The organism is Bradyrhizobium tropiciagri, assembly GCF_018130545.1.
Lineage (GTDB): Bacteria > Pseudomonadota > Alphaproteobacteria > Rhizobiales > Xanthobacteraceae > Bradyrhizobium > Bradyrhizobium tropiciagri_A.
Genome location: NZ_JAFCKF010000003.1, coordinates 623128 through 646776, shown reverse-complemented (window position 1 = coordinate 646776; position 23649 = coordinate 623128). Strand labels below are relative to the sequence as shown.

Genomic DNA, 23649 nt, shown 5'->3' with positions numbered 1-23649 from the left:
GTCCGGCTATTGCGATCCCGGGACTTCGATCGGCTCGGCGCCTTTGGCGGCCTTTTCCGGGCTTGCGATCCACACCAGACCGCCAAACACGCCGACCACGAATGAGACCGCGCCGAACAGCAGCGAGATGTTGACGCCCTCATTGGCGATCAAGCCGGCATAGCCGAAGGCCAGCGCCATCGTGGCCTCGCGCACGCCCCAGCCGGCGATCGAGATCGGCATCATGGTGATCAGCATCACGGGCGGCAGCAGCTGGAAGATCTCGCCGAAGGTGACCGGGGCCGTGATCGACTTCACCACGCACCAGCCGATCACGACGGTCACCACGTGAATGGCGATCGAGAGGACCGTGACCCGCAATCCACGCGCGCGGCTGAACAGCACCCGGTTGGCGATGACCGCGCAGGCGTGGATGTGATGGGTCGCCCACCACTGCTTGAGCCAGGGCCACGGCAACACGCCGATCAGCAGGAAGCCAAATCCGGCCCCGAGTGCGGCGAGGTCGAGCAGCAGCAAGGCCGTCCAGCCGTGGAAATCGGAAATCAGCCGATAGCTCCAGGGCAGGGCCGCGGCAATGACGACGGCGAGCGCGATCAGTCCGATCGCGCGGTCGACGAAGATCGAATAGGTGGCGGCGCGCCAGCCCGCACCGGCGCGCGCGACCAGCCAGAGCCGCACGGCGTCGCCGCCGATCGAGGAGGGCAGGGTCTGGTTGAAGAAGGTGCCGATCACGTTGTAACGCATCGCCTGCCCGGTCTCCAGCGGCGCGCCGCACTCCACGCTGATCTCGCGCCAGCGCAGCACCCCGAGAAAGATCTGCAGGAAGGTGACCGCAATCGCGAGGCCGAGCCAGCCCAGGCTCTCGACCTGGATACGGGAGGCGAGGTCGTACAGATTAACCTTGCGCAGCGAGAAATACAGCAGCGCAGCCGAGATCAGGATCTTGACGGTCGAAAGCAGGATTCTGCGCATTTCCGTTCGCGCTGCCAGGTTTCAGGAGGTGTCAAAAACAGCGCAAAACGCTTTCGCGCGCCCAAATTCGCCGCCTTGGTATGGTTTCCGCACCGATCTGGCAATACCCGTACTGGTCCCTATTGCGGCAGGCGCGAAGGGATGGCTAAACAGGCCGGAACGGGGGGCGGCCAGCCGCTCACCGGAAGGTTACAAGACCGGTAAAATCCGACCAGACGCGTGGGGGCGCGTGACTGCCCGGATAATGCTTCCCAGGTAACAGGGCCGCCGGCCACGGCGGCCGGGCCAATTTGGCGTCTGTCCGCGGATGGATATGACAGGCCTTGCACACAGGACTGAGGCATCGATGGATCGACGAATTATTCCCCTGATCATGTGTGGCGGCGCGGGCACGCGGCTGTGGCCGGCGTCACGCGAGGTTCATCCGAAGCAGTTCCTGTCGCTGTTCGGGGCGCGCTCGACCTTCCAGGAAACGCTGCTGCGGGTTTCCGATGCCGCCCTGTTCGAGCGGCCGATCGTGATCACCAACGAGGCCTATCGCTTCATGGTGCTGGAGCAGCTGGCCGAGATCGGCCGCGAAGCCGATGTGCTGCTGGAGCCGATGCGCCGCGACTCGGGGCCGGCGATCGCGGCGGGGGCGGCGTTCGCGCAGAGCCGCGACAGTGAAGCCATCGTGCTGGCGCTTGCCGCCGACCATCTGGTGCGGGACACGCCGGCCTTCGTCGCCGCGTGCCGCGGCGGATTGGTGGCCGCAGAGGCCGGGCGCATCGTGACCTTCGGCGTCAAGCCGGAACGGCCCGCCACCGAATACGGCTACATCAATCCGGGCAACGTGGTTGCCGGCGAGGTGCGTGCGGTGGCGAAATTCGTCGAGAAGCCGGATGCCGCAACCGCGGCCGGCTATATCGACGCGGGTTATCTCTGGAACAGCGGCAACTTCATGTTCCGCGCCGGCGTGCTGCTCGACGAGTATCGCAATGTCGGTGCGGACAGCGTTGCCTCGGTGGAGCAGTCGGTTGCGTCCGCGACGCGCGACCTCGGGTTCTACAAGCTTGACGCCGCGGCTTTCGGCGCGGCGAAGGCGATCTCGATCGACTATGCCGTGATGGAGAAGACGGCCCATGCCGCGGTGGTGCCGGTGGCGTGCGGCTGGTCCGACATCGGCTCGTGGCGCCAGGTCTGGGAGCTCTCCGACAAGGACGGCCAGGGCAATGCGGCGCGCGGCGCGGCGGTGTTCGAGGACTCCCGCAATTGCAACGTCTCGACCGATCGTGCGCTGGTCGCGCTTGAAGGCGTCGACGACCTCGTCGTGGTCGCGACCCAGGACGCCGTGCTGGTGTCGCGCCAGAACGACGCCAACGGCCTGAAGCGGCTGGTCGCGAAATTGAAAGTGGCCGCTCCCGGCGTGACCGAGAACCACATCAAGGTGCATCGTCCCTGGGGCTCCTATCAGTCGGTCGACAATGGCGATCGCCACCAGGTCAAGCGCATCATCGTCAAGCCCGGCGGGCGGCTGTCCCTGCAAAAGCACCATCACCGCTCCGAGCACTGGATCGTGGTGCGCGGCACGGCGCAGGTCACCGTCAACGAGCTGATCAAGACGGTGCACGAGAATGAATCGATCTACATCCCGATCGGCGCGGTCCACCGGCTGGAGAATCCCGGCAAGATTCAGCTCGAGCTGATCGAGGTGCAGACCGGCAGCTATTTCGGCGAGGACGACATCATCCGCATCGAGGACGACTATCAGCGCACCTGAGGCGAGTGGGTTCCCGCGCTCAAAAGTGAGTCGCGGGGCGATGTAACTCTTTGAATCAAAACGTGTCCGGATTTCGTTGTTGGCATTCGCCACATTTGTGACGCCGTGCTATAGCGGCTGCCAACGAAGCGGGGTGATTTGCGCCAAGGGCGCAGATCGGGAAGAGGGGCCTAGGTGCTGATTCCCTCGGAGCCGGTGTGGCTCCCCGAGGAGCCGGGACAACCGCCAGAACGTTACTTGGGGTCTACGATATGAATGCAAAAGTGTCCGCAGCCGGCGCGAAGGCCGATATCGGCCGCGCATTGCGCGTCGGCGTGATCGGCGCAGGCGTGATGGGCAGCAACCATGCCCGCGTGCTGGCCGGACTGCCCGGTGTCCTGCTGATCGGCATTGTCGATCCGCTTCCGGAACACCGCACCCGTGCCATCGACCTGGTCGGCTGCCGCGCCTTTGAAACCCTCGATCAGTTGTTCGCCGAGGGCATCGATGCGGTGACGATCGCGGCTCCCACCCATTTGCATCACGAGATCGCGCTCGCCTGCATCGCGCGCAACATCCATATCCTGGTCGAGAAGCCGGTCGCATCCACGGTCGAGGAAGGTCGCGAGATCGTCGCTGCCGCTGAGCGGGCCGGCGTCACGCTGATGGTCGGCCATGTCGAGCGTTTCAATCCGGCGGTCGCCGCGATCAAGCAGGCGATCTCGGGCGAGGACATCCTGTCGATCGGAATCACCCGGGTCGGCCCGTTCCCGCCGCGGATGTCCAATGTCGGCGTCGTGATCGACCTTGCGGTGCACGACATCGACCTGATCCGCTGGTTCACCGAGTCCGACATCGTCGAGGTGCAGCCGCAGCTCTCGAGCGCGGTCGCGGAACGCGAGGACATTGCGCTGCTGCAATTCCGTACCGAGTCGGGCGTGCTCGCCCACATCAACACCAACTGGCTGACGCCGTTCAAGGCGCGCAACGTCACGGTCGCGACCCGCGGCAAATATGTGATGGGCGATTTGCTCACCCGCCAGGTCACCGAATGCTTCGGCTTCAAGCCGGACGGCAGCTATTCGATGCGTCATCTGCCGGTCGGTCATGACGAGCCGCTCCGCGCCGAGCTGATCGCCTTCCTCGATGCCGTGCGCAGCGGCAAGCTGCCGGCGGTGTCCGGCGACGAGGGCGTCGCCAGCCTCGAGATCGCGATCCGCTGCCTGGAATCGCCGGCCCGGCCTGCCGCCTCGACGATCCGCAAGGGGCCGCGCCGCGTCGCCGGCTGATTGTCAACTGAAACTCGCGCGAAGAGCCTCATGAACCAGCACATGCGTCCAGAGCCCGTTCCCTTCATCGACATTGCCGCGCAGCGCCGGCGGCTCGGCAAATCGGTCGATGACGCGGTCGCCCGCGTGCTCGACCATTGCCAGTTCGTCAATGGGCCGGAAGTGTTCGCGCTGGAGAAGGCGCTGGCGGACTACAGCGGCGCCAAGCACGTGGTGAGCTGCGCCAGCGGCACCGACGCGCTTCTGATGGTGCTGATGGCTAAGAATGTCGGGCCGGGCGACGCCGTGCTGTGCCCGACCTTCACTTTCTGTGCGACCGGCGAGGCGGTGGCGCTGACCGGCGCGACACCGGTGTTCGTCGACGTCGACGAGGAGACCTTCAATATCGACGTCAACTCGCTCAAGCGCGGGATCGTCACGGCGCGCACGCGCGGCCTGAAGCCGGTTGCCGTCATCCCGGTGGATTTGTTCGGCCAGAGCGCCGATCACGATGCGGTGGCTGCGGTGGCCGAAGCCGAAGGCCTGTTCGTGCTCGACGACGCTGCCCAGGGCTTTGGCGCCAGCTACAAGGGCCGCAAGCTCGGCACGTTCGGGCTTGCGACGGCGACCAGCTTCTTCCCGGCAAAGCCGCTCGGCTGCTTCGGCGATGGCGGCGCCATCTTCACCAATGACGACGAACTCGCGAACACGCTGCGCAGCATCCGCGTGCACGGTCAAGGCTCGGACAAATACGACAATGTTCGCCTCGGCCTCACCGGGCGACTCGACACCATGCAGGCGGCGATCCTGCTCGAGAAGCTGAAGATTTTTGACGACGAGGTCGCGGTGCGAAATCAGGTCGCGGAGCGCTATGCGCGCGGGCTCGGCAATCTCGTGACCGTGCCGCGGCTGGCCACCGGCTGCACCTCGGTGTGGGCGCAATACACCATTCGCCTGCCGAAGGGGACCGATCGTGCCGCCTTCGCGGCGGCGCTGCAGGCACAGGGCGTTCCGACCGCGGTCTACTACGTCAAGTCGATGCATCAGCAGACCGCTTACGGCACCTTCCCGGTCGCCGACGGCGGACTGCCGACCAGCGAAAGCCTCTCGGACGACGTCATCAGTTTGCCGATGCACCCCTATCTCGACGAGGCGGCCCAGGACCGCGTCATCGCGGCTGTGCGCGGCGCGCTTTCGGCCTGATACGTCATTTTGACCTAGGGTGATGATGCGCTAGAAGCAGCCATGCTTGGGCGCATCTTCACCGTCGGCGGCTATACCCTGCTATCGCGGGTCACCGGGTTCGCACGCGACATCATGCTCGCGGCGATCCTCGGTGCCGGACCGGTCGCCGACGCCTTCTTCGTGGCGCTGCGGCTGCCCAATCATTTCCGCGCGATCTTTGCCGAAGGCGCCTTCAACGCCGCCTTCGTGCCGGCCTACGCCCATGTCCATGGTGAGCGGGGCGAGGCGTCGGCGCGGCTGTTCGCCGACCGCATCTTCACGCTGCTGTTCGCCTCGCAGGTGATCCTGCTGATCGTGGCGATGGCGTTCATGCCGCAGGCGATGAGCATCCTCGCGCCCGGCTTCACCGAGGATGCCGAGCAGCGCAAGCTCGCGATCGAGCTGACGCGGATCACCTTTCCTTATCTGCTCCTGATCACGCTGGTGACGCTCTACGGCGGCATGCTCAATGTGATGCATCGCTTCGCCAGCGCTGCCGCAGCGCCGATCTTCCTCAACCTCGCCATGATGATGACGCTGGCGCTCGCGGCGTTCTTCCCGAGTGCCGGCCACGCCGCGGCCTGGGGCGTGCTGATCTCGGGCTTCCTGCAATTCTTCCTGCTCGCCGGCGACCTCGCGCGCCATGGTGGCCTGCCGCGGTTCGCGCCGCTCAGGCTCGACGAGGACGTCCGCGCCTTCTTCCGCGCGCTGGGGCCGGCGACGCTGGGCTCGATGGGAACCCAGGTCGCGCTGTTCGCCGACACCATCATCGCGACCTTCCTGCCCGCCGGCGCACTGTCGGCGCTTTACTATGCTGACCGCCTCAATCAATTGCCGATCGGGGTGATCGGGATCGCGATCGGCACCGTGCTGCTGCCGGAGATGTCGCGGCGCCTGACCGCCGACGATCACGCCGGCGCGATGGCCGCGCAGCGCCGCGCTTTCGATTTCACGCTGCTGTTCTCGGTGCCGTTCGTGGCGGCGTTCCTGACGGTCGCCGATCCGATCATGCGCGCGATGTTTGCCCGCGGCGCGTTCTCGAAGGCCGATGCCGCCAGCGCCGGCGCTACGCTCGCGGCCTATGCGGTTGGCCTCATTCCCTTCGTGATGATTCGCAGCGCGGTTGCGACCTTCTATGCCCGCAAGGATACCGCGACGCCGGTCAAGGCGGCGCTGACCGGCGTCGCGGTCAATGTCGCGCTGAAGATCGCGCTGGTCGGCTCGCTGGCGCAGGTTGGGCTCGCGCTCGCGACCGCGGTCGGGGCCTGGGTCAATCTCTTGCTGGTGCTGATGTTTGCGGTCCGCCGCGGCTATCTCGCGCTCGATCGCGTGCTGATCCGCTCGTTTGCCACCTTCGCGCTGTGTGGCGTGCTGCTCGCGCTCGCGCTGTGGCTGACCTCGCATTTCGCTTATGTGTGGTTCGCCCCGATGCGGTTCTTCCGCGACGAGATGATCCTGCTGCTGCTGATCGTGGTCGGCGTCTTCGTCTATGCCTTCCTGATCCTCACGCTGTTCGGCCGTGGCTGGCTGTTCGCCCTGCGGCGCGTATAGTTTTACCTGTCAAATCAAATGCATAGGAGCCGGCCGCGGGATAGCGCCGCGTGCGGCGGAAAGCGGTTTGCGCTTCGCGGACAACCACGCCAATATGCGCAAAACACACCAAGGCAATTGGAGAGACGATGGCAGCTCCTATCAAGTTCGGCGTCGGACAAAGTGTACGGCGCAAGGAGGACGACGCGCTGATTCGCGGCAAGGGCCGCTATACCGACGACGTCGCACCGTCTCCCGCATTGCACGCGCTGATGCTGCGCTCGCCGCATGCGCACGCGACCTACACGATCGATGCCGGCAAGGCCCGTGGCATGCCCGGCGTGGCGCTGATCCTGACCGCGGCCGATGTCGCCGAGCTCGGCGGCCTGCCGTGCCTGTTCAATCTCGAAACCGATCCCTTCATCGCGCCGCCTTATCCGATCCTCGCCAAGGATGAGGTGCGCCATGTCGGCGACGCCGTCGCCTTTGTGGTCGCCGATACCGTCGATCACGCCCGCGACGCGATCGAGGCGATCGACGTCAAATGGACGCCGCTGCCGGCCGTGGCAGGGTTGGTCAATGCGGTGAAGAAGGATGCGCCGCAGGTCTGGCCGGACAAGCCCGGCAATCTGCTGTTCGACGTCTCGATCGGCGACAAGGGCGCTGCCGGGGCCGCATTCGCCAAGGCGCATGCGGTGGCCGAGATCACTATCGTCAATCCGCGCGTCATCACCAATTTCATGGAGACGCGCGCCGCGGTCGCCGAATACGACGCCAAGAAGGATCATCTGACGCTGACGATCGGCAGCCAGGGCAGCCATCGCCTGCGCGAGATCCTCTGCGACATGATCCTGAAGATGCCGAAGGAGAACATGCGGGTGATCTGCCCGGATGTCGGCGGCGGCTTTGGCACCAAGCTGTTTCCCTATCGCGAATATGCGCTGATCTCGGTCGCGGCGCGCAAGCTCAAGAAGAGCGTCAAGTGGACCGCCGAGCGCTCCGACCATTTCATGGGCGACGCGCAGGGCCGCGATAATCTCACCACCGCGAAGATGGCGCTCGCCGAGGACGGCAAGTTCCTCGGCATGGATGTCGACCTGATGGGCGACATGGGCGCCTATCTCTCGACCTTTGCGCCCTATATCCCGCATGGCGGCGCCGGCATGCTGCCGGGCCTCTATGACATCCAGGCCTTCCATTGCCGCGTCCGTACTGTGTTCACCAACACGGTGCCGGTCGATGCCTACCGCGGCGCCGGCCGCCCGGAGGCCGCCTACGTGATCGAGCGGCTGGTCGATGCCGCTGCGCGAAAGCTCGGCATGACGCCGGATGCGATCCGGCGGAAGAACTTCATCCCGCCGAAGTCGCTGCCCTACACGACGGCGACCGGCAAGGTCTACGACTCCGGCGATTTCGTCGCGCATATGAAGCGCGCGATGGAGATCGCCAATTGGAAGGAGTTTGGCAAGCGCGCCAAGGCGGCCAAGAAGGACGGCCTGGTGCGGGGCATCGGCATGGCGAGCTATGTCGAGGTCTGCGGCACCATGGGCGAGGAGACCGCCAATGTGGCGCTCGATCCCAATGGCGACATCTCGATCCTGATCGGCACGCAGTCGAGCGGGCAGGGCCACCAGACCGCCTACGCGCAGATCGTCGCCGAGCAGTTCGGCGTGCCGCCGGAGCGCGTCCATGTGCTGCAGGGCGACACCGACAAGATCGCAACCGGGCTCGGCACCGGCGGCTCGGCCTCGATCCCGTCGGGCGGCGTCAGCGTGCAGCGGGCGACGCATGAGCTCGGCAACAAGCTGAAGGAGCTCGCGGCGCAGGCACTGGAAGCCGGCACCGGCGACCTCGAGATCGCTGACGGCCGCATCCGCATCGCCGGCACCGACCGCTCGGTCAGCTTTGCTGATCTCGCCAAGCGTCCCGGCGGCGATACGTCGAAGATGAATGCGAGCGCGACCTTCGCCAGCGCCGACGGCACCTATCCGAACGGCACGCATCTCGCCGAGGTCGAGATCGATCCCGCCACCGGCATCATCAAGATCGTCAGCTATGTCATCGTCGACGATTTCGGCGTCACGCTCAATCCGCTGATGCTCGCGGGCCAAGTCCATGGCGGCGCGATGCAGGGCATCGGGCAGGCGCTGATGGAGCAGGCGGTGTACAGCCCGACCGACGGTCAGCTGGTCACCGGCACCTTCATGGACTATGCGATGCCGCGCGCCGCCGACGGGCCGTCCTTCGTGTTCGAGACCCACAACGTGCCCTGCACCACCAATCCGCTGGGGGTGAAGGGCGCGGGCGAGGCCGGCGCGATCGGCTCGTGCCCGGCGGTCGTCAACGCGATCGTCGAGGGCCTGCATCGCGAATACGGCATCGACCACGTCGACATGCCGGCCACGCCGGAGCGGGTCTGGATCGCGATCCGCGAGGCACAGCGCCGCCATAATCTCTGATAAATTGTCGCAGGCGGAATGAAGATTCCGCCTGCGGTGTTTTGCAAACCAGGCCGGCCGCGTACCTGCGGACCGGGACAGAGCGGAATTGAGGGGTTTTGCCGATGAAGCGGATTGTCGTCGTTGCAGCGATGCTGATGTTGAGTGCCGGTGCGGTCGTGGCCGACCAGGAGCAGGTCAAGCAGACTCAGGCCCAGATGAAGGAAACCGGCAAGAACGCCGGTGCGCTCGGGGCCATGGTCAAGGGCGAGAAGCCCTACGATCAGGCAACTGTCGACGCCGCGCTGGCGAAGTTCGAAGACACCGCCAAGAAGCTGCCGACGCTGTTCCCGGAAAGCTCCAAGGGGCTGAAGACGGATGGCGATTACTCGGCCGGGCCGAAGATCTGGGAAGACAAGGCCGGCTTCAGCGAGCACATCGCCAGCTTTACCAAGGCCGTCGCGGACTCCAAGGGCAAGATCAAGGATGTCGACACGCTGAAGGCGGAGCTCGGCGTCATCGGCAAGCAGTGCGGCGGCTGCCACGAGACCTATCGCCTCAAGAAGGGCTGATCGCCGTCGGTCAATGAAAAGGGCGAACGCCGCGAGGCGTCCGCCCTTTTTTGTGTCGGCCGTTTCTTGTTGAAGTCTTACTTCGTGGCTCGTTATTTCGTGATCTGTTACTTTGTGACTTGGCCGCGGATCTCGCCGCCCGGGTTGGCTGCGGTATGGACGTTGACATAGTACTTGCCGGCGAGCAGATCGGCGGCCTGCGCGTCGGTCAGCGTGGCGCTGCCTTCGACCGGGCTCGACGTCGCGTTAGGGATCGCGACCGCGACACCGGAATTCTTGCCGGCCTCGGCGGGGCCGTGGAAATGCGCGGCGGTGGCCGGCCCCGACAGGCCGGAATAGGTCAGCTTCCAGCTGAGTTTCTTGCTGGCCGCGTCGTAGTCGATATCGGCAGTGCCGGTGCCGGCGCTGGTATTCGCCGGTACTTCGGACTTGCCGTCCAATTTGGCATGCAGCTTCTCGGCGAAGGCCGGACCGGCGAGGGCGACGGCAGCGCCGAGTGTCAGCGTGGCAAGCAAGGTCTTGTTTGGCATGGTTCTCTCCCCTTTGACGTCACAGGACGGTTGCACTTCTTCAACAGCGGCTTTGCCGATTTATTCCCAAAACGATCGTGAGCTGCGGCAAATTTGATGAGAGCTTGTACGACGGGTTGTCATCATACTGGTTGATAGGCTGACGCGACCAATGACGGATCGGTGAATGTTGCGACGAATTCTTCTCCTTGCCGGCCTGGTCGGCATCATCGGCTTCGGTGTGTTCTGGTGGCTGACGATCCCGGCGACCGTTGCTGCGAGTGCGCTGCCGGCCTACCAGCCAAACTTGGCCAACGGCCTCACAACGTTCAATGCGGGGGGATGTTCCTCCTGCCACGCCGTGCCGAAGCAGGACGACCGCACCAAATTGGGCGGCGGGCTCGCGATCCCGTCGCCGTTCGGCACCTTCTACGCGCCGAACATCTCGCCCGATCCGAACGACGGCATCGGCCGCTGGACCGAGGCCGATTTCGTCACCGCGGTCATGAAGGGGACCTCACCGTCGGGGACGCACTATTTCCCCGCGTTTCCCTACACGTCGTATCAGCACGCCAGGGTCAATGACGTCCGCGACCTGTTCGCCTATCTGAAGACCTTGCCGCCGGTTGCCGGCAAGGTGCGCGACCATGATTTGCCGTTCCCCTTCAACATCAGGCGCAATGTCGGGGTCTGGAAACTGCTGTTCATGGACGACAAGCCGTTCATCGCAGACGCGAGCCGCTCGGCGCAGTGGTATCGCGGCGCCTATCTCGTCAACAGCTTCGGCCATTGCGCCGAGTGCCACAGCCCGCGCAATTTCCTCGGCGGCATCATCACCGCGCAGCGCTTCGCCGGCGGCCCGAATCCGGAAGGCGAGGGCTGGGTGCCCAATATCACGCCGCGGGGGATCGCCGACTGGAGCGCAAAGGATGTCGCCTATTTCCTCGAGAGCGGCCAGACTCCGGACGGCGACAGCGCCGGCGGTTCGATGGTGCGCGTGATCCGCAACACCTCGCAGCTCTCATCAAGCGATCGCGATGCGATCGCCGAGTACATCAAGTCGCTACCGCCGGTCGAGGGGCCGCCGAAACCGGTGAAGCCCGAGAAGAAATCCTAGAACCCCGTTCCGATTGAATCGCAACGGGGCTCCAGATCGTTGTTTTGACGCGTTTTCTTTCAGCCAGTTCCCTGGAAAACGCTCTGGCGCAATATGATGCTATCGGGCCGTCACAGGGGCGCTGCCAAAATATCGAAAAACAACCCCATGCAAAGTAGCCGACCGCGTCCGACGTTCGACCAAGCAACTTGACACGTCGGGCAACTCAGGGGTATTCTTCTAATATTCAGAAATTGTGCAGTTGTCCCGCGCGGACCCAAGGCCGTCGCATATGGCACTTGCGAGCGTCTGCACATGACCTCCGCGCCGACGCGTTCCGCGTCTGTCGCGCGGGAAAGCCGCTTCGCAGCTTTCCGGATCATGCCCTACTTCGCGCCGAACGCCTTGAAGGTGATGATAGTGAGGGTGTCCTGGATGCCGGGGATCACCTGAACCTTCTCGTTGATGAAATGGCCGATGTCGGTGTCGTGGTCGACGTAGAACTTGACCAGGAGGTCGTAGTTGCCCGCGGTGGAATAGATCTCGGACGCAATCTCGGCTTCCGCCAGCGCGTTGGCGACGGTGTAGGACTGGCCGAGCTTGCATTTGATCTGGACGAAGAAAGGAACCATCAAAGTCGTCTCCGGGGATTTGGCCGACTATAGGCCAAAAACCGGCGGCCAAGGCAAGGGGACAAGCGCTGGGAAAGACAAGGTCAACCCGCGGTAAAGTCAGGCGAACTTGCTGCCGGTGGGCGGCCGGGCTAGGACAGGCCATGGTCCAATTTGTCACGGTCTCATTCGCCTCAACCGCCGGAGCCGCAAGATGACGCCGGTCGCGCTCACCATTGCCGGCTCGGATTCCTCCGGTGGGGCGGGCATCCAGGCCGACCTCAAGAGCTTCGCAGCGCTCGGGGTCTATGGCGCTTCCGCGATCACGGCGCTGACCGCGCAGAACACCACCGGGGTCAGCGGCATCCATCCGGTGCCCGCTGCATTCGTCACCGCCCAGATCGATGCCGTGTTCTCCGACCTCGATGTCGGCGCGGTCAAGATCGGCATGGTGGCGCAAGCCGAGACCATCGCTGCGATTGCCGATGCGCTGACGCGCTGGGCGCCGCGCCACATCGTGCTCGATCCGGTGATGGTCGCGACATCAGGCGATCGGCTGCTCGCCGCCGAGGCCATCGATGCGTTGCGTAGCTTGCTGTTTCCGCAGGCCTCGCTGATCACGCCGAACCTGCCGGAAGTGGCGGCACTGTTGGGCGAGGCGGTCGCGACGAGCGAGGCAGATGTCGAACGTCAGGGCAAGCGATTGCTGGCGATGGGATGCTGCGCAGTGCTGGTCAAGGGTGGCCATGGACACGGTGCGGAAAGCATCGACTATCTGATCGACGCTGAGCGAAGCATCGCCCTATCAGCGCCGCGCATCGCGACAGCAAACACGCATGGCACCGGCTGCTCGCTGTCGTCGGCGATCGCGGCAGGACTTGCGAAAGGCGAGGGCATGGAGACCGCCGTGCGCAATGCCAAGGCGTGGATCACGGAAGCGATCGCCGCCGCGGATCGTTTTGCCGTTGGCCACGGCCATGGGCCGGTGCATCATTTTCACAAGTATTATTGATTGCCTGTAGCCCGGATGGAGCGCAGCGCAATCCGGGAATGAACCCTTCGCGCGCGAAGGCCTCGGATTGCGCTTCGCTCCATCTGGGCTAACGCATGTGCGTTGTTCCGCTGCGATCTACGCGCAACACAACACCTGTTCCACACAGCCGCGACCGCTGATGTCGCCAGATTGTCGCACGCCGCTGTTATCCGCATTGGAGGGGCGTACTGCTGATTCTCGTTAACTGTTTGTGGGGCCTTGGGTCGCGGGGATCGTCATCGCCTTGTCACAGGAATCTGTTAGGTGCACAGGCATGGGAAGCGACTCCTTGAGTGAAGAAAGTCCCGAGCGGCACTTTCGCACTTTGTTTATCTCCGATGTCCATCTCGGAGCCCGCGGTTCGCAAGCCGACCGTCTGCTGGACTTCCTCCGCTCTCACGATGCCGACACGATCTACCTGGTTGGTGATATCGTCGACGGCTGGGCGCTGAAGTCGAATTGGTATTGGCCGCAGACTCACAACGATTTCGTGCAGAAGATGCTGCGCAAGGCGCGCAAGGGCGCCAAGGTGATCTACGTCCCGGGCAATCACGACGAGTTCCTGCGCAAATATTACGGCACGCATTTCGGCGGCATCGATGTGGTGGAGAACACCGTTCACACTGGCGCCGACGGCAAGCGCTATCTCGTGATCCACGGCGACATCTTCGATCTCGTGGTGCAGAACGCGCGCTGGCTCGCCCATCTCGGTGACAAAGCCTACGACTTCGCGATCCAGATGAATCGCTTCGTCAACTTCTTCCGCAAGATGTTCGGCGTTCCCTATTGGTCGCTGTCGCAATGGGCCAAGCTCAAGGTCAAGAAGGCGGTGAACTATATCGGCGCGTTCGAGGCGACGCTGGCCGGCGAGGCGCGGCGTCACGGTTGCGACGGCGTGATCTGCGGCCACATCCACTACGCGACGATCCATGACGAGCAGGGCATCCGTTACATGAATTGCGGCGACTGGGTCGAGAGCTGCACGGCGCTCGCCGAGCATGAGGACGGCAGCTTCGAAATCATCACCTGGACCGACCCGGTGCGCCGGATCGCGCCAGTTCCGCGAGTGACGGCACGCGCTGCATGACGCATATCCTGGTCGCGACCGATGCGTGGCATCCCCAGGTCAACGGGGTTGTCCGCACGCTGACCATGATGGCGCAGGCGGCGAAATCACTCGGCGTCGAGGTGAGTTTCCTGACGCCGGACGAGTTCCGCACCTTCGCGATGCCGAGCTATCGCGATCTTCGGCTGGCGCTGCCGTACCAGGCAAAGGTCGCCAGCCTGATCGAGGCGGCCAAGCCCGACAGCATCCATATCGCGACCGAGGGCCCGATCGGGCTGTCGGTCCGCCGCTACTGCCGCAAGCACGGCCTGCCGTTCACGACCAGCTTCCACACCCGTTTCCCCGAATATGTCTCGGCGCGCACGCCTGTCCCGGAGGCCTGGGTGTGGCGCGCGCTGCGCTGGTTCCACAAGCCGAGCCGGGCGGTGATGGCGGCGACCCCGGCGCTGGCGGCCGAGCTGCGCCAGCGCGGCTTCCGCAATGTGGTGCTGTGGTCGCGTGGCGTGGATACCGGGCTGTTCCATCCGCGCGACGTCGATCTCTGCCTGCCGCAGCCGGTCTATCTCAGCGTGGGCCGGGTCGCGGTGGAGAAGAATCTCGAGGCATTCCTCGATCTCGACCTGCCCGGCACCAAGGTCGTGGTCGGCGACGGCCCGGCGCGGGCGGCGCTGGAGCGGAAATATCCGGAAGCCGTTTTCCTCGGCGCCCGCCATGGGGAAGAATTGGCTGAGATCTATGCTGCGGCCGATGTGTTCGTTTTCCCGAGCCGCACCGATACGTTCGGTTTGGTGCTGCTCGAGGCGCTGGCGAGCGGCCTGCCGGTTGCCGCTTTTCCGGTCACCGGTCCTCGCGACGTGATAGGCGCGGCGCCGGTCGGCGTGCTCGACGACGATTTGCACCATGCCTGTCTCGAGGCACTCAGCATTCCCCGGCAGGCCTGCGTCGATTTTGCCGCGCTTCACACCTGGCAGGCCTCGGCCCGGGTGTTCATCGACCGCTGCATGAATGTCCGGCCCGCTGCGCCCGACGGCGAGGGGGAAGCGATCGAATTCGGTGCCGAAGAGCATCATTTTGCGGCCCTGCCGGCCACCCACACAAACTCACGCTAAAGCGTCTTGCCGGGCTGCGTCCCGCCGCGATACAAATCGCGGATGACGGACACCACTTTAAATCCACCCGTCGCTGCCGCGGACATCGATGCCGCCGCAAGGGTGGTCGCGCCGTTCGCGGTGCGCACGCCGCTCCTGACCTTTCCCGTTCTCAACGAACGCGTCGGCAGCCGGGTTTTCCTCAAGCCCGAGATGCTGCAGCGGACCGGATCGTTCAAGTTCCGCGGCGCGTTCAACAAGCTCGCCTCGATTCCGCAGGACAAGCGGAGCGGCGGCGTCGTTGCGTTCTCCTCGGGCAACCATGCCCAGGGCGTGGCCGCGGCGGCGAAGATCCTCAACATGCAGGCGACCATCGTGATGCCTGCGGACTCGCCGCTCACCAAGCGTGAGCGGACCAAGTCCTATGGCGCCGAGGTCGTGCTGTACGATCGCGATCGCGACGACCGTGCGGCGATTGCGAGCGGCATCGCCAGCAAGCGTGGCGCGACGCTCGTGCCTCCCTATGACGATCCCTTGGTGATCGCGGGCCAGGGCACCGCCGGCCGGGAGATCGCCGAGGACATGGCCGCGCTTGGCCTCGTGCCCGACATCGTCGTCGCGCCGGCTTCCGGCGGCGGATTGATCGCCGGTGTCGCCACCGCGGTGAAGGTGAAGTATCCGCAGGCCCAGGTGATCGTCGCCGAGCCCGCGGGCTACGACGATCATGCCTTGTCGCTCAAGGTCGGCCATCGCGAAGCGCATGCGGTTGCGCCGCGCACCATCTGCGATGCGCTGATGGCGATGATGCCGGGTGAGCTCACCTTTGCCATCAACAGCAAGCTGCTCGCGAATGGCGTCAGCGCCTCCGATGACGAGGTCGGTGCCGCCGTCGCCTTCGCCTATCGCGAGCTGAAGCTCGTGGTCGAGCCCGGCGGCGCGATCGGTCTCGCCGCGCTGCTGGCGGGCCGGATCGACGCCAAGGGCAAGAATGTCGTCATCGTGCTCTCCGGCGGCAATGTCGACGCCGATTTGTTCGCGAAGCTCGTCGCCTGAGATCAAGCATTTTGAAAGAAGCGGGGGCGGGGCGATGATCGCTCTGCCCCCGTTTCGTTGTGCTGCGGATCAGTGCCTGAAGCCGCCACCGTGGCCGCCGCCCATTGCGCTGAAGTGCGAGCCTGTTGAGCTGGAGTGGAAGGCCGTATGGCTGCCGCCTGATCTCATCCGGTTGACTGGCATGCTCTGCCGCTCGGTGCGGACGTGCTGCCTGCCGTTGCCTTTCATGACCGGGTTCGACGTGGTGCTGACGGTGTTCGCTGCGGGAAGGCTCGCGACCTTGCCCTTGCCGACGGAGCCCGGCATGCCGACCGGTTTTGCGCCCGGTGCGGGCATGGTCACGATCTTGCCGATCGCGCCTTGCGCGCCCGCATTGATCGGCCGGAAGGCCTGATGACTCGACAGCCGCGTGAACTGCATCAGCGGCACGGCCTTCGGCTGCGTCTGCAGCCTTAAGGCCTGCTGCGCGTAGGGGCTGCCGGCGAAATTGTCGTGGAAGGTCTTGTAGGCGAACGGCGTGTTGGCAAGCACCGCCTTGTGCCAGGCCGCGACCTGCAGCCAGTTGGTCAGCAGGAAGCGGATGCGATCGCACAGCGGATCGCGCGGATAGAGCCGGATGAATTCCTCGTAGTAATCCGGTCGGCCTTCCGACAGCACGAAGTCATAGGCCTGGCGCGCCGAGCGGTTCGGCAGGTTCGAGGCGATCTGCACGACCGGGCCATTCGCGGGCGCGCGGGCCGCCGCCATCGCGGTGTCGCCGAAGAAAGTGAAGTCGGAGGTCAACGACGAGCTTTCCCACGGCGTCTGGCGGCCATCGGTCGTCGAGTTGACCTCGAGGCGAACGCGCTTGAACAGCTGCTCGATCGGCAGATTGGGCTCGCGCGCCAGCCGCAGGAAGGCATTGGTGTAGGGGCTGTGGCCGTTGCTGCCGTCCTTGCTGCCATCTTGCGCCTCCATGCCGGGCGCGGTCGAATAGCCGACGATCGAGCCGCTCGGCGCATCGACGACGGCAAGGCCGCGGCCGGCGTCGTTGACGTCAGGAAACGGGTTGTTGCGGCAGGCGTCGAGCACCACGATGCGCATCCGGCTCGGGATGTTCTCGAGCGTCCCCATCACGTCGACGAGGCGCACCGCATTGCCGTCGAGGTCGGACGGCGTTGCGATCTTTGCATCGACCGGAATCAGATAATTCTCGCCGGCGAGCTGCACGCCGTGGCCGGCGTAATAGATCATCGCGACCGTATTGGAGCCGCGCGCGGCGACCTTGTCGGAGAAGTCCTGCAACACCCTGACCATCTCGCCTTGCTTGAGGTCGGTCGCGGAGATCACCTCGAAGCCGGCGGCGTTCAACAGCTCGGCCATCGACTGCGCATCATTGCCGGGATTGGCAAGCTTTGGCGCGTTCTGATAATTGGCATTGCCGATCACCAGCGCGACGCGCTGCTCAGGACTGCGCAACGCAGCCGGCGTCGACGCCGCAGGCGTCGTAGGGGTAGGGGCTTGATCGGCGGATTGTGTCGTCGCCTGCGTTGCGTTGCCGACGCTGATGTTGCTGGTCTCGGCAAATCCTGGGCTGGGCACGCCGAGGCTCAGCAGGCCGAGCAATGCGGCCGATATCATCATGGATGTCAGGCGGGTCATGGCGCGCTCCCAAGCGGATCCCGGTGCGAGACCGGTCGCGGGGAGGTTAGGCGCAGATGCGGCCGCGGTACGTGAGCTGGGTCACGCAGCGGAGGTCGGCAATTGGAGGTCGCCCGCGCCTACGAGAAGAACGCGATCTTCTCGGCCTGGCTCATGCGGCGGATCGGCGCGAGCGGATCGTTGGCCGCGACGCTCGGCTTCTTCAGCAGGCCGCTGGCGATGATGGTCGAGCCGAGCGAGACTTCTGCTGGCGGAGCAGCAGCCGCCTCAAGGGCGGGCGGCAGAGGCGGCGGGACGGGCGCCGGAGCCTCGGCAACCGCCACAGTTTCGGCAAACGACGCTGCCGCAGCAACCATTGTCTGCTCGACCTTGATCTCGACCCGCGCCGGTGCGGGCTCGGGCTGAATGGCTGGCGCAACCATTTCGGGCTCGGCTGCCATCGCCTCCGCGACGCCCATCGCCTCCGCGATGCGCATCTCCTCGGCCACACGCATCTCTTCGGCGATTGCCTCTTCGTCGACCGGATCGGGCGCGCCCATCTCCATCGCGATCAGGTCGAGTACGGCTTCGTCCTGGGCGTCGGCGGCGGCTTCGTCGGTGACGCGGGCGAGCTCTGCGGCTTCAGCTTCGGCCAATGCGGCCTCAGCCTTGAGCCATGCTTCGCTCGGCTGCGGCGCCGCGACCGTAGCGGCATCGGGGCTCTGCGTTGCAGCAGGCATCGTGGCTTCGGCGGCCGGCGCTGCAGCGGCCTCCTGAGGCGGCGTCGGCGGCGTGACAGCGACGATCGCATCGGGCACAGCGCATTCGGCCACTGGTTGCGGCGAGGGAGCAGAGGCGGTCGGTTCCGCGCGAGGTGCTTCCGCCACGGGTGCCGCAGCCACATCAGGTTCGGCCGCAGGCGTCGCCGCCTTGTCCGGATCGAACTCGCTGAGCCGTCGGGCCAGCGCCGCGAAAGCGGCGTCCAGCACGGCCTTGGCGTCGTTCATCGACACCTCGGCGGCGCCGGCCTCGATCGCGCTGGCCTGCGAATCGATGATGTCGCAGATCCGGCCGTCGTTGCCGATCTCGCGCAGCCGCCAGGAGATTTCACGAATCACCCGCACGCCCTTGCGCACCGGCGCGAGGTTCTGTTCGAAGTTGACGCCGTCGAGCGCCGCGATGGCGGAGGCCTGGGCGGCCTCGATCGCGCCACGCAGGGCGTCCAGTGCCTGTGCCAGCTGCTCGTCCCTGATCGCCGCTGCGGCAGCCTGCCGCTGCGCGCTGAGGCTTTCCTCGATCCGCGCCACGGCATCGAGCACCATGCGCGTATCGGCATTGCGGTTGCGCTTGGCGTATTCGCCGAGGAACCAGCGGCCCCGCGAGGTCTCCATGAAGGCCGCGCTGATCGCAGCATAATCCTCCTCGCTCGGCAGGGCCGCGCGAGCGGAAATCGGCGACAGGGCGAATGCTTCTTCGGCCATCACAATCTCTCCGCGCAAATCACTGCGCGTTGGGTTAACGATCACCACGATATCGCGCGAATCGCAATTGAATTGATGTCTTCCGAATCACAAATCCCCATTGCAGCAAAAGTTGCATCGCGGCGATTCGCGCGCAGCCTTGCGGCATTCTACGCCACGCTGTTCGGGATGACCGGGGTTCACCTGCCGTTCTTCACGGTGTGGCTGAAGGCGATCGGCATCGACGCCACCTGGATCGGCATCATCACCGCGGTGCCGCCGGTGACGCGCTTCACCGTGCTGCCGCTGGTCACAGCAGCGGCGGAGCGGCGCCAGATGCTGCGCGGCGCGATCATCGCCACCGGCTTCGCCACCGCGTTCGGCTTTGCCGTGATCGGCACCCAGCACCAGCCATTCGTGCTGCTCGCGATCTATGCGCTGACCTGCTGCGTCTGGACGCCGATGGTGCCGCTGACCGACGCCTATGCGCTACGCGGCGTCAGGCAATTCGGCCTCAACTACGGACCGTTGCGGCTGTGGGGGTCGGCGGCCTTCGCGGTCTGCGCGCTGATCAGCGGATTCCTGCTGCGCTATGTCGCCGAGGTCGATCTGATCTGGATCATCACGGCCGTGACCGTGCTCGGCGCGCTGGTCGGGCTGACGCTGCGGCCGCTGGGCCGCCCGGTCGCTTCAGTCGCGCATGCCGCCGGCGTGCCGCGGCTGCTGCGCAATCCCGCCTTCCTTGCGATCATCGTGTCCTCGGCGCTGATCCAGGGCAGCCACGGCGCCTACTACATCTTCGCATCGATCGCCTGGCAGCAGGCCGGGCTGAGCGGCCTGACCATCGCGGTGCTCTGGGTGCTCGGCGTGATCGCCGAGATCGTGCTGTTTGCGGCTTCGCCGCGCTTCACGCTGCCGCCGGCGGTGCTGGTGATGATCGCGGCCGCCAGCGCCGTGGCGCGCTGGGCGATCACCGCGCAGGAGCCGCCGCTTGCGGTGCTGGCCGTGGTCCAACTCGGACACGGACTGAGCTTCGGCCTGACGCAGGTCGGCATCATGGGCCTGATGGTGCAGCACGTGCCGGTGCATGTGATGGCGCGCGCGCAAGGTTATCTCACCGCCTGTGGCGGCATCGTCGCGAGCACCACGGCGATCGTCAGCGGCATGGTCTATGCGCGCTTCGGCCTCGGCGTCTACGACATGATGGCGGCGATGGCAGCCACGGGCGGGCTCGTGATGTGGCTGGCGCGTGGGCGACTAACCCATCATCCCCAGAGCGCGACGTCGGGCGGATAGACCAGGCTGGCGTCATAGCGCAGACCGTTGTCGCGGTCCCTGGCGAGCAGCAGCGGGCCGTCGAGATCGACGAAGCGTGCGCCTTGCGCGATCAGCATCGCCGGCGCCATCGCGAGCGAGGTCGCCACCATGCAGCCGATCATGATCTCGAAGCCGAGCGCGCGGGCGGCGTCGGCCATCGCGAGCGCTTCGGTCAGCCCGCCGGTCTTGTCGAGCTTGATGTTGACCGCATCGTAGCGGCCGCGCAGGCCTTCGAGCGAGCCGCGGTCATGCACGCTCTCATCGGCGCAGACAGCAACCGGGCGCTTGATCCGCGCCAATGCCTCATCCTTGCCCGCCGGCAGCGGCTGCTCGATCAGCGTGACGCCGGCATCGGCGCAGGCCGCGAGATTGGCGGCGAGGTTGTCATCAGTCCAGGCTTCGTTGGCGTCGACGATCAGCTCGGACGTGGGCGCCGCCCTGCGCACGGCGGCGATCCGCGCGCCATCGCCGTCGCCGCCGAGCTTGATCTTGAGCAGGGCGCGATGGGCGGCCTTTGCGGTGGCCTCCGCCATCGCCTCAGGCGTCCCGAGCGAGATCGTATAGGCGGTGGTGCGGGGTTCCGGGGCGGGCCGGCCGAGCAGGTTCCAGATCCGCTGACCGGCGCGTTTGGCCTCCAGGTCCGCCAGCGCGCAGTCCAGCGCGTTGCGTGCGGCGCCGGCGGGCATGCGGGCCTGCAGGGCGATGCGGCCCATGCCGCCGGCGAGCGGCTCACGCATGGCCTGGATCGCCTGCAACGTCGCCTCGGGCGTTTCGCCATAGCGCGGGTAGGGCACGCATTCGCCGCGGCCGATGAGGCCTCCCGCGCTTACCTCGGCCACCACGACGACGGCCTCGGTCTTGGCGCCGCGGCTGATCGTGAAGGTCCCCGCGATCGGCCAGCGCTCGATCCGCGCGTTGAGGGAAATCGCTCCGGATGGGGTGGAAGTCATTTTAAAGTCTACTATTTCCTGAACCGTAGCTTGCGACGCGCAACCAACTATGGCTGGTTAGTGACAGATTCGACAAGCCGATCCGGCGTCGCCGGAGATCTGCGTGAGCGGCGGCCAACCGGCTTGAGGGGTAGGCAAAAGGTGAGCGGCGACCCGACACTGGAGCGGATAGCCCAAGGCGAAGGACTGGCGCTGTGCGCGGCGGGCAACTGGACCGCCCGCTTTGCGCCCGCGCTCGAGCGGATCGTGTCCGACGCCGAGAAGCTGCGCGGCAGCCGTCCCCACATCTTCATCGATGTGTCGCAGGTCGCGAGCCTCGACACCTTCGGCGCCTGGCTGATCGAGCGGCTGCGCCGCAGCCTCAGCGATGCCGGCGCGGAAGCCGAGATCGCGGGCCTCTCGGCGAATTATTCCAGCCTGGTCGACGAGGTTCGCCGGGTTGGCCCGGCGCCCAGGGTCGTCAGCGATCCGCTGTCGATCACGGGCATGCTCGAACAGATCGGCCGCACCGTGGCGGGCATCGGCAGCACCATCATCGGCCTGGTCGACATGCTCGGCGCGGTGATCGCCGCGGCGGGCAACGTGCTGATCCATCCGCGCAGCTTCCGCCTGACCTCGACGGTGCATCATCTCGAGCAGGTCTGCTGGCGCGCGGTGCCGATCGTGGTGCTGATCACCTTCCTGATCGGCTGCATCATCTCGCAGCAGGGCATCTTCCATTTCCGCAGGTTCGGCGCCGACATCTTCGTGGTCGATATGCTGGGCGTGCTGGTGCTGCGCGAGATCGGCGTGCTCTTGGTCGCGATCATGGTCGCGGGCCGCTCCGGCTCGGCCTATACCGCCGAGCTCGGCTCGATGAAGATGCGCGAGGAGATCGACGCGTTGCGTACCATGGGCTTCGATCCGATCGAGGTCTTGATCCTGCCGCGCATGCTGGCGCTGGTCCTGGCGCTGCCGATCCTGGCCTTCCTCGGCGCGATGGCCGCGCTCTATGGCGGCGGTCTCGTCGCTTGGCTCTATGGCGGCGTCGATCCGGAGGCCTTCCTGCTCCGCCTTCGTGATGCCATATCGATCGACCATTTCATCGTCGGCATGGTCAAGGCGCCTGTGATGGCGGCGGTGATCGGCATCGTCGCCTGCGTTGAAGGGCTGGCGGTACAGGGTTCGGCGGAATCGCTCGGACAGCACACCACCGCGTCGGTGGTGAAAGGGATCTTCTTCGTGATCGTGATGGACGGCGTGTTCGCGATCTTCTTCGCCTCGATCGGGATGTGACCATGGCGGAAGAGGACATCGACGCCATCATCCGGGTCCGCGACATCACCGTGCAATTCGGCAAGACGCGCGTGCTCGACGGCCTCAACCTCGACGTCAAGCGCGGCGAGATCCTCGGCTTCGTCGGCCCCTCGGGCGCCGGCAAATCGGTGCTGACGCGCACCATCATCGGCCTCGTACCGAAAGTCTCCGGCCGCATCGAGGTGTTCGGCGTCGACCTCGACGCCGCGAGCTCGGCGCAGCGCCGCGCCGTCGAACGGCGCTGGGGTATCCTGTTCCAGCAGGGCGCGCTGTTCTCCTCGCTTACGGTGCGCCAGAACATCCAGTTTCCGGCGCGCGAATATCTGCGGGTCTCGCAGCGGCTGCTCGACGAGATCATGGTGGCGAAGCTGGTGATGGTCGGCCTCAAGCCTGAAGTCGCCGATCGCTATCCGTCGGAACTGTCCGGCGGCATGATCAAGCGCGTCGCGCTGGCGCGCGCGCTTGCGCTCGATCCCGAACTTGTGTTTCTCGACGAGCCGACCTCGGGCCTCGATCCGATCGGTGCCGGCGATTTCGACGAGCTGGTGCGCACCCTGCAGCGCACTTTGGGGCTGACCGTTTTCATGGTAACCCACGATCTCGACAGTCTTTACACCGCGTGCGACCGTATCGCCGTTTTAGGGAACGGTAAGATCATTGCTGCAGGATCGATCGCCGACATGAAGGCATCGCAGCATCCCTGGCTGCAGCAATATTTCAACGGCAAGCGCGCCCGAGCCGTTGTGGCCTAGCCCATGATCCGGAGACGAGGAGACCGGTTTTCGGACGAGATCATGCGCCAACAGGA

20 protein-coding genes are annotated in these 23649 nt (G+C 65.5%); 14 read left to right on the top strand and 6 right to left on the bottom strand.

The window, feature by feature from the left end; translation table 11 throughout:
• Positions 1–6: 6 nt before the first annotated feature.
• A complete protein-coding gene (locus JQ616_RS15815) occupies positions 7–972 on the bottom strand; it encodes a lysylphosphatidylglycerol synthase transmembrane domain-containing protein (RefSeq protein WP_212015707.1) in 966 nt (321 codons plus the stop codon).
• Between the two features lie 346 nt (positions 973–1318).
• Here JQ616_RS15815 and JQ616_RS15810 point away from each other — a divergent pair, with 346 nt between their 5' ends.
• The 6 genes from JQ616_RS15810 to JQ616_RS15785 all read left to right on the top strand — a co-directional run bounded on the left by JQ616_RS15810 (position 1319) and on the right by JQ616_RS15785 (position 9742).
• Entirely contained in the window at positions 1319–2731 is a 1413-nt protein-coding gene (locus JQ616_RS15810) for a mannose-1-phosphate guanylyltransferase/mannose-6-phosphate isomerase (protein WP_212015705.1), read from the top strand.
• Between the two features lie 251 nt (positions 2732–2982).
• Complete coding sequence (locus JQ616_RS15805; protein ID WP_212015703.1) at positions 2983–3999, top strand: Gfo/Idh/MocA family protein; 1017 nt, start codon at positions 2983–2985, stop codon at positions 3997–3999.
• Positions 4000–4029: 30 nt separating this feature from the next.
• Entirely contained in the window at positions 4030–5181 is a 1152-nt protein-coding gene (locus tag JQ616_RS15800; protein ID WP_212015701.1) for a DegT/DnrJ/EryC1/StrS family aminotransferase, read from the top strand.
• Positions 5182–5223: 42 nt separating this feature from the next.
• Positions 5224–6753, top strand: a complete 1530-nt coding sequence (gene murJ, locus JQ616_RS15795; RefSeq protein WP_212015699.1) for a murein biosynthesis integral membrane protein MurJ — start codon at positions 5224–5226, stop codon at positions 6751–6753.
• Between the two features lie 128 nt (positions 6754–6881).
• Complete coding sequence (locus tag JQ616_RS15790) at positions 6882–9191, top strand: xanthine dehydrogenase family protein molybdopterin-binding subunit (RefSeq protein ID WP_212015697.1); 2310 nt, start codon at positions 6882–6884, stop codon at positions 9189–9191.
• A 104-nt stretch (positions 9192–9295) separates the two neighbouring features.
• Positions 9296–9742: a c-type cytochrome gene (locus JQ616_RS15785; protein WP_212015695.1), complete on the top strand. Its 447-nt coding sequence runs from the start codon at positions 9296–9298 to the stop codon at positions 9740–9742.
• A 107-nt stretch (positions 9743–9849) separates the two neighbouring features.
• Here the strand turns inward: JQ616_RS15785 and JQ616_RS15780 are convergent, their stop codons facing one another.
• Positions 9850–10272, bottom strand: a complete 423-nt coding sequence (locus tag JQ616_RS15780) for a CHRD domain-containing protein (RefSeq protein WP_212015693.1) — start codon at positions 10270–10272, stop codon at positions 9850–9852.
• A gap of 166 nt (positions 10273–10438) precedes the next feature.
• On the opposite strand from JQ616_RS15780, the gene JQ616_RS15775 reads away from it, so the two are divergent.
• On the top strand, positions 10439–11368 hold the full coding sequence (locus tag JQ616_RS15775; protein ID WP_212015691.1) for a c-type cytochrome: 930 nt from the start codon (positions 10439–10441) through the stop codon (positions 11366–11368).
• A gap of 365 nt (positions 11369–11733) precedes the next feature.
• Here the strand turns inward: JQ616_RS15775 and JQ616_RS15770 are convergent, their stop codons facing one another.
• Positions 11734–11979 carry an Lrp/AsnC ligand binding domain-containing protein gene (locus JQ616_RS15770; RefSeq protein ID WP_016845986.1) on the bottom strand — a complete coding sequence of 82 codons (246 nt, stop codon included), beginning with the start codon at positions 11977–11979 and terminating at the stop codon, positions 11734–11736.
• 193 nt (positions 11980–12172) lie between these two features.
• On the opposite strand from JQ616_RS15770, the gene thiD reads away from it, so the two are divergent.
• The 4 genes from thiD (at position 12173) to JQ616_RS15750 (ending at position 16198) form a co-directional block, all read left to right on the top strand.
• On the top strand, positions 12173–12970 hold the full coding sequence (gene thiD / locus JQ616_RS15765; RefSeq protein ID WP_212015689.1) for a bifunctional hydroxymethylpyrimidine kinase/phosphomethylpyrimidine kinase: 798 nt from the start codon (positions 12173–12175) through the stop codon (positions 12968–12970).
• 295 nt (positions 12971–13265) lie between these two features.
• Positions 13266–14078 (top strand): UDP-2,3-diacylglucosamine diphosphatase, encoded by an 813-nt coding sequence (locus JQ616_RS15760; protein WP_212015687.1) that lies wholly within the window; start codon positions 13266–13268, stop codon positions 14076–14078.
• The gene (locus JQ616_RS15755) at positions 14075–15166 is read left to right on the top strand and encodes a glycosyltransferase family 4 protein (RefSeq protein WP_212015685.1); all 1092 of its coding nucleotides are present in this window, start codon (positions 14075–14077) and stop codon (positions 15164–15166) included. The genes JQ616_RS15760 and JQ616_RS15755 overlap by 4 nt, the downstream gene beginning before the upstream one ends.
• A 42-nt stretch (positions 15167–15208) precedes the next feature.
• The gene (locus JQ616_RS15750; RefSeq protein WP_212015683.1) at positions 15209–16198 is read left to right on the top strand and encodes a threonine/serine dehydratase; all 990 of its coding nucleotides are present in this window, start codon (positions 15209–15211) and stop codon (positions 16196–16198) included.
• A 69-nt stretch (positions 16199–16267) separates the two neighbouring features.
• Here JQ616_RS15750 and JQ616_RS15745 read toward each other — a convergent pair whose 3' ends face one another.
• Both JQ616_RS15745 and JQ616_RS15740 read right to left on the bottom strand, forming a co-directional pair.
• Positions 16268–17839 (bottom strand): caspase family protein, encoded by a 1572-nt coding sequence (locus tag JQ616_RS15745; RefSeq protein WP_212015681.1) that lies wholly within the window; start codon positions 17837–17839, stop codon positions 16268–16270.
• 119 nt (positions 17840–17958) lie between these two features.
• Positions 17959–19299: a hypothetical protein gene (locus JQ616_RS15740; protein ID WP_212015680.1), complete on the bottom strand. Its 1341-nt coding sequence runs from the start codon at positions 19297–19299 to the stop codon at positions 17959–17961.
• Positions 19300–19374: 75 nt separating this feature from the next.
• Here JQ616_RS15740 and JQ616_RS15735 point away from each other — a divergent pair, with 75 nt between their 5' ends.
• Positions 19375–20574, top strand: a complete 1200-nt coding sequence (locus JQ616_RS15735; RefSeq protein WP_212015679.1) for an MFS transporter — start codon at positions 19375–19377, stop codon at positions 20572–20574.
• Here the strand turns inward: JQ616_RS15735 and dgcA are convergent.
• Positions 20544–21545 carry an N-acetyl-D-Glu racemase DgcA gene (dgcA, locus tag JQ616_RS15730; protein WP_212015678.1) on the bottom strand — a complete coding sequence of 334 codons (1002 nt, stop codon included), beginning with the start codon at positions 21543–21545 and terminating at the stop codon, positions 20544–20546. The genes JQ616_RS15735 and dgcA overlap by 31 nt on opposite strands.
• 141 nt (positions 21546–21686) lie before the next feature.
• Between dgcA and JQ616_RS15725 the strand changes: the two genes are divergently transcribed.
• Positions 21687–22820 carry an MlaE family lipid ABC transporter permease subunit gene (locus tag JQ616_RS15725; protein ID WP_212015677.1) on the top strand — a complete coding sequence of 378 codons (1134 nt, stop codon included), beginning with the start codon at positions 21687–21689 and terminating at the stop codon, positions 22818–22820.
• Positions 22821–22822: 2 nt separating this feature from the next.
• Positions 22823–23593: an ABC transporter ATP-binding protein gene (locus JQ616_RS15720; protein ID WP_212015676.1), complete on the top strand. Its 771-nt coding sequence runs from the start codon at positions 22823–22825 to the stop codon at positions 23591–23593.
• The last annotated feature ends 56 nt before the right edge of the window (positions 23594–23649 follow it).

Excerpts from the sequence above, each read along its gene's own strand:
- JQ616_RS15800 (WP_212015701.1), top strand. The coding sequence starts at position 4,030 with ATGAACCAGCACATGCGTCCAGAGCCCGTTCCCTTCATCGACATTGCC.
- JQ616_RS15760 (WP_212015687.1), top strand. The coding sequence starts at position 13,266 with ATGGGAAGCGACTCCTTGAGTGAAGAAAGTCCCGAGCGGCACTTTCGC.
- JQ616_RS15785 (WP_212015695.1), top strand. The coding sequence starts at position 9,296 with ATGAAGCGGATTGTCGTCGTTGCAGCGATGCTGATGTTGAGTGCCGGT.
- JQ616_RS15775 (WP_212015691.1), top strand. The coding sequence starts at position 10,439 with ATGTTGCGACGAATTCTTCTCCTTGCCGGCCTGGTCGGCATCATCGGC.
- JQ616_RS15750 (WP_212015683.1), top strand. The coding sequence starts at position 15,209 with ATGACGGACACCACTTTAAATCCACCCGTCGCTGCCGCGGACATCGAT.
- dgcA (WP_212015678.1), bottom strand. The coding sequence starts at position 21,545 with ATGACTTCCACCCCATCCGGAGCGATTTCCCTCAACGCGCGGATCGAG.
- JQ616_RS15770 (WP_016845986.1), bottom strand. The coding sequence starts at position 11,979 with ATGGTTCCTTTCTTCGTCCAGATCAAATGCAAGCTCGGCCAGTCCTAC.
- murJ (WP_212015699.1), top strand. The coding sequence starts at position 5,224 with ATGCTTGGGCGCATCTTCACCGTCGGCGGCTATACCCTGCTATCGCGG.
- JQ616_RS15735 (WP_212015679.1), top strand. The coding sequence starts at position 19,375 with ATGTCTTCCGAATCACAAATCCCCATTGCAGCAAAAGTTGCATCGCGG.
- JQ616_RS15810 (WP_212015705.1), top strand. The coding sequence starts at position 1,319 with ATGGATCGACGAATTATTCCCCTGATCATGTGTGGCGGCGCGGGCACG.
- JQ616_RS15815 (WP_212015707.1), bottom strand. The coding sequence starts at position 972 with ATGCGCAGAATCCTGCTTTCGACCGTCAAGATCCTGATCTCGGCTGCG.
- JQ616_RS15740 (WP_212015680.1), bottom strand. The coding sequence starts at position 19,299 with ATGGCCGAAGAAGCATTCGCCCTGTCGCCGATTTCCGCTCGCGCGGCC.
- JQ616_RS15720 (WP_212015676.1), top strand. The coding sequence starts at position 22,823 with ATGGCGGAAGAGGACATCGACGCCATCATCCGGGTCCGCGACATCACC.
- thiD (WP_212015689.1), top strand. The coding sequence starts at position 12,173 with ATGACGCCGGTCGCGCTCACCATTGCCGGCTCGGATTCCTCCGGTGGG.
- JQ616_RS15805 (WP_212015703.1), top strand. The coding sequence starts at position 2,983 with ATGAATGCAAAAGTGTCCGCAGCCGGCGCGAAGGCCGATATCGGCCGC.
- JQ616_RS15755 (WP_212015685.1), top strand. The coding sequence starts at position 14,075 with ATGACGCATATCCTGGTCGCGACCGATGCGTGGCATCCCCAGGTCAAC.
- JQ616_RS15780 (WP_212015693.1), bottom strand. The coding sequence starts at position 10,272 with ATGCCAAACAAGACCTTGCTTGCCACGCTGACACTCGGCGCTGCCGTC.
- JQ616_RS15790 (WP_212015697.1), top strand. The coding sequence starts at position 6,882 with ATGGCAGCTCCTATCAAGTTCGGCGTCGGACAAAGTGTACGGCGCAAG.
- JQ616_RS15745 (WP_212015681.1), bottom strand. The coding sequence starts at position 17,839 with ATGACCCGCCTGACATCCATGATGATATCGGCCGCATTGCTCGGCCTG.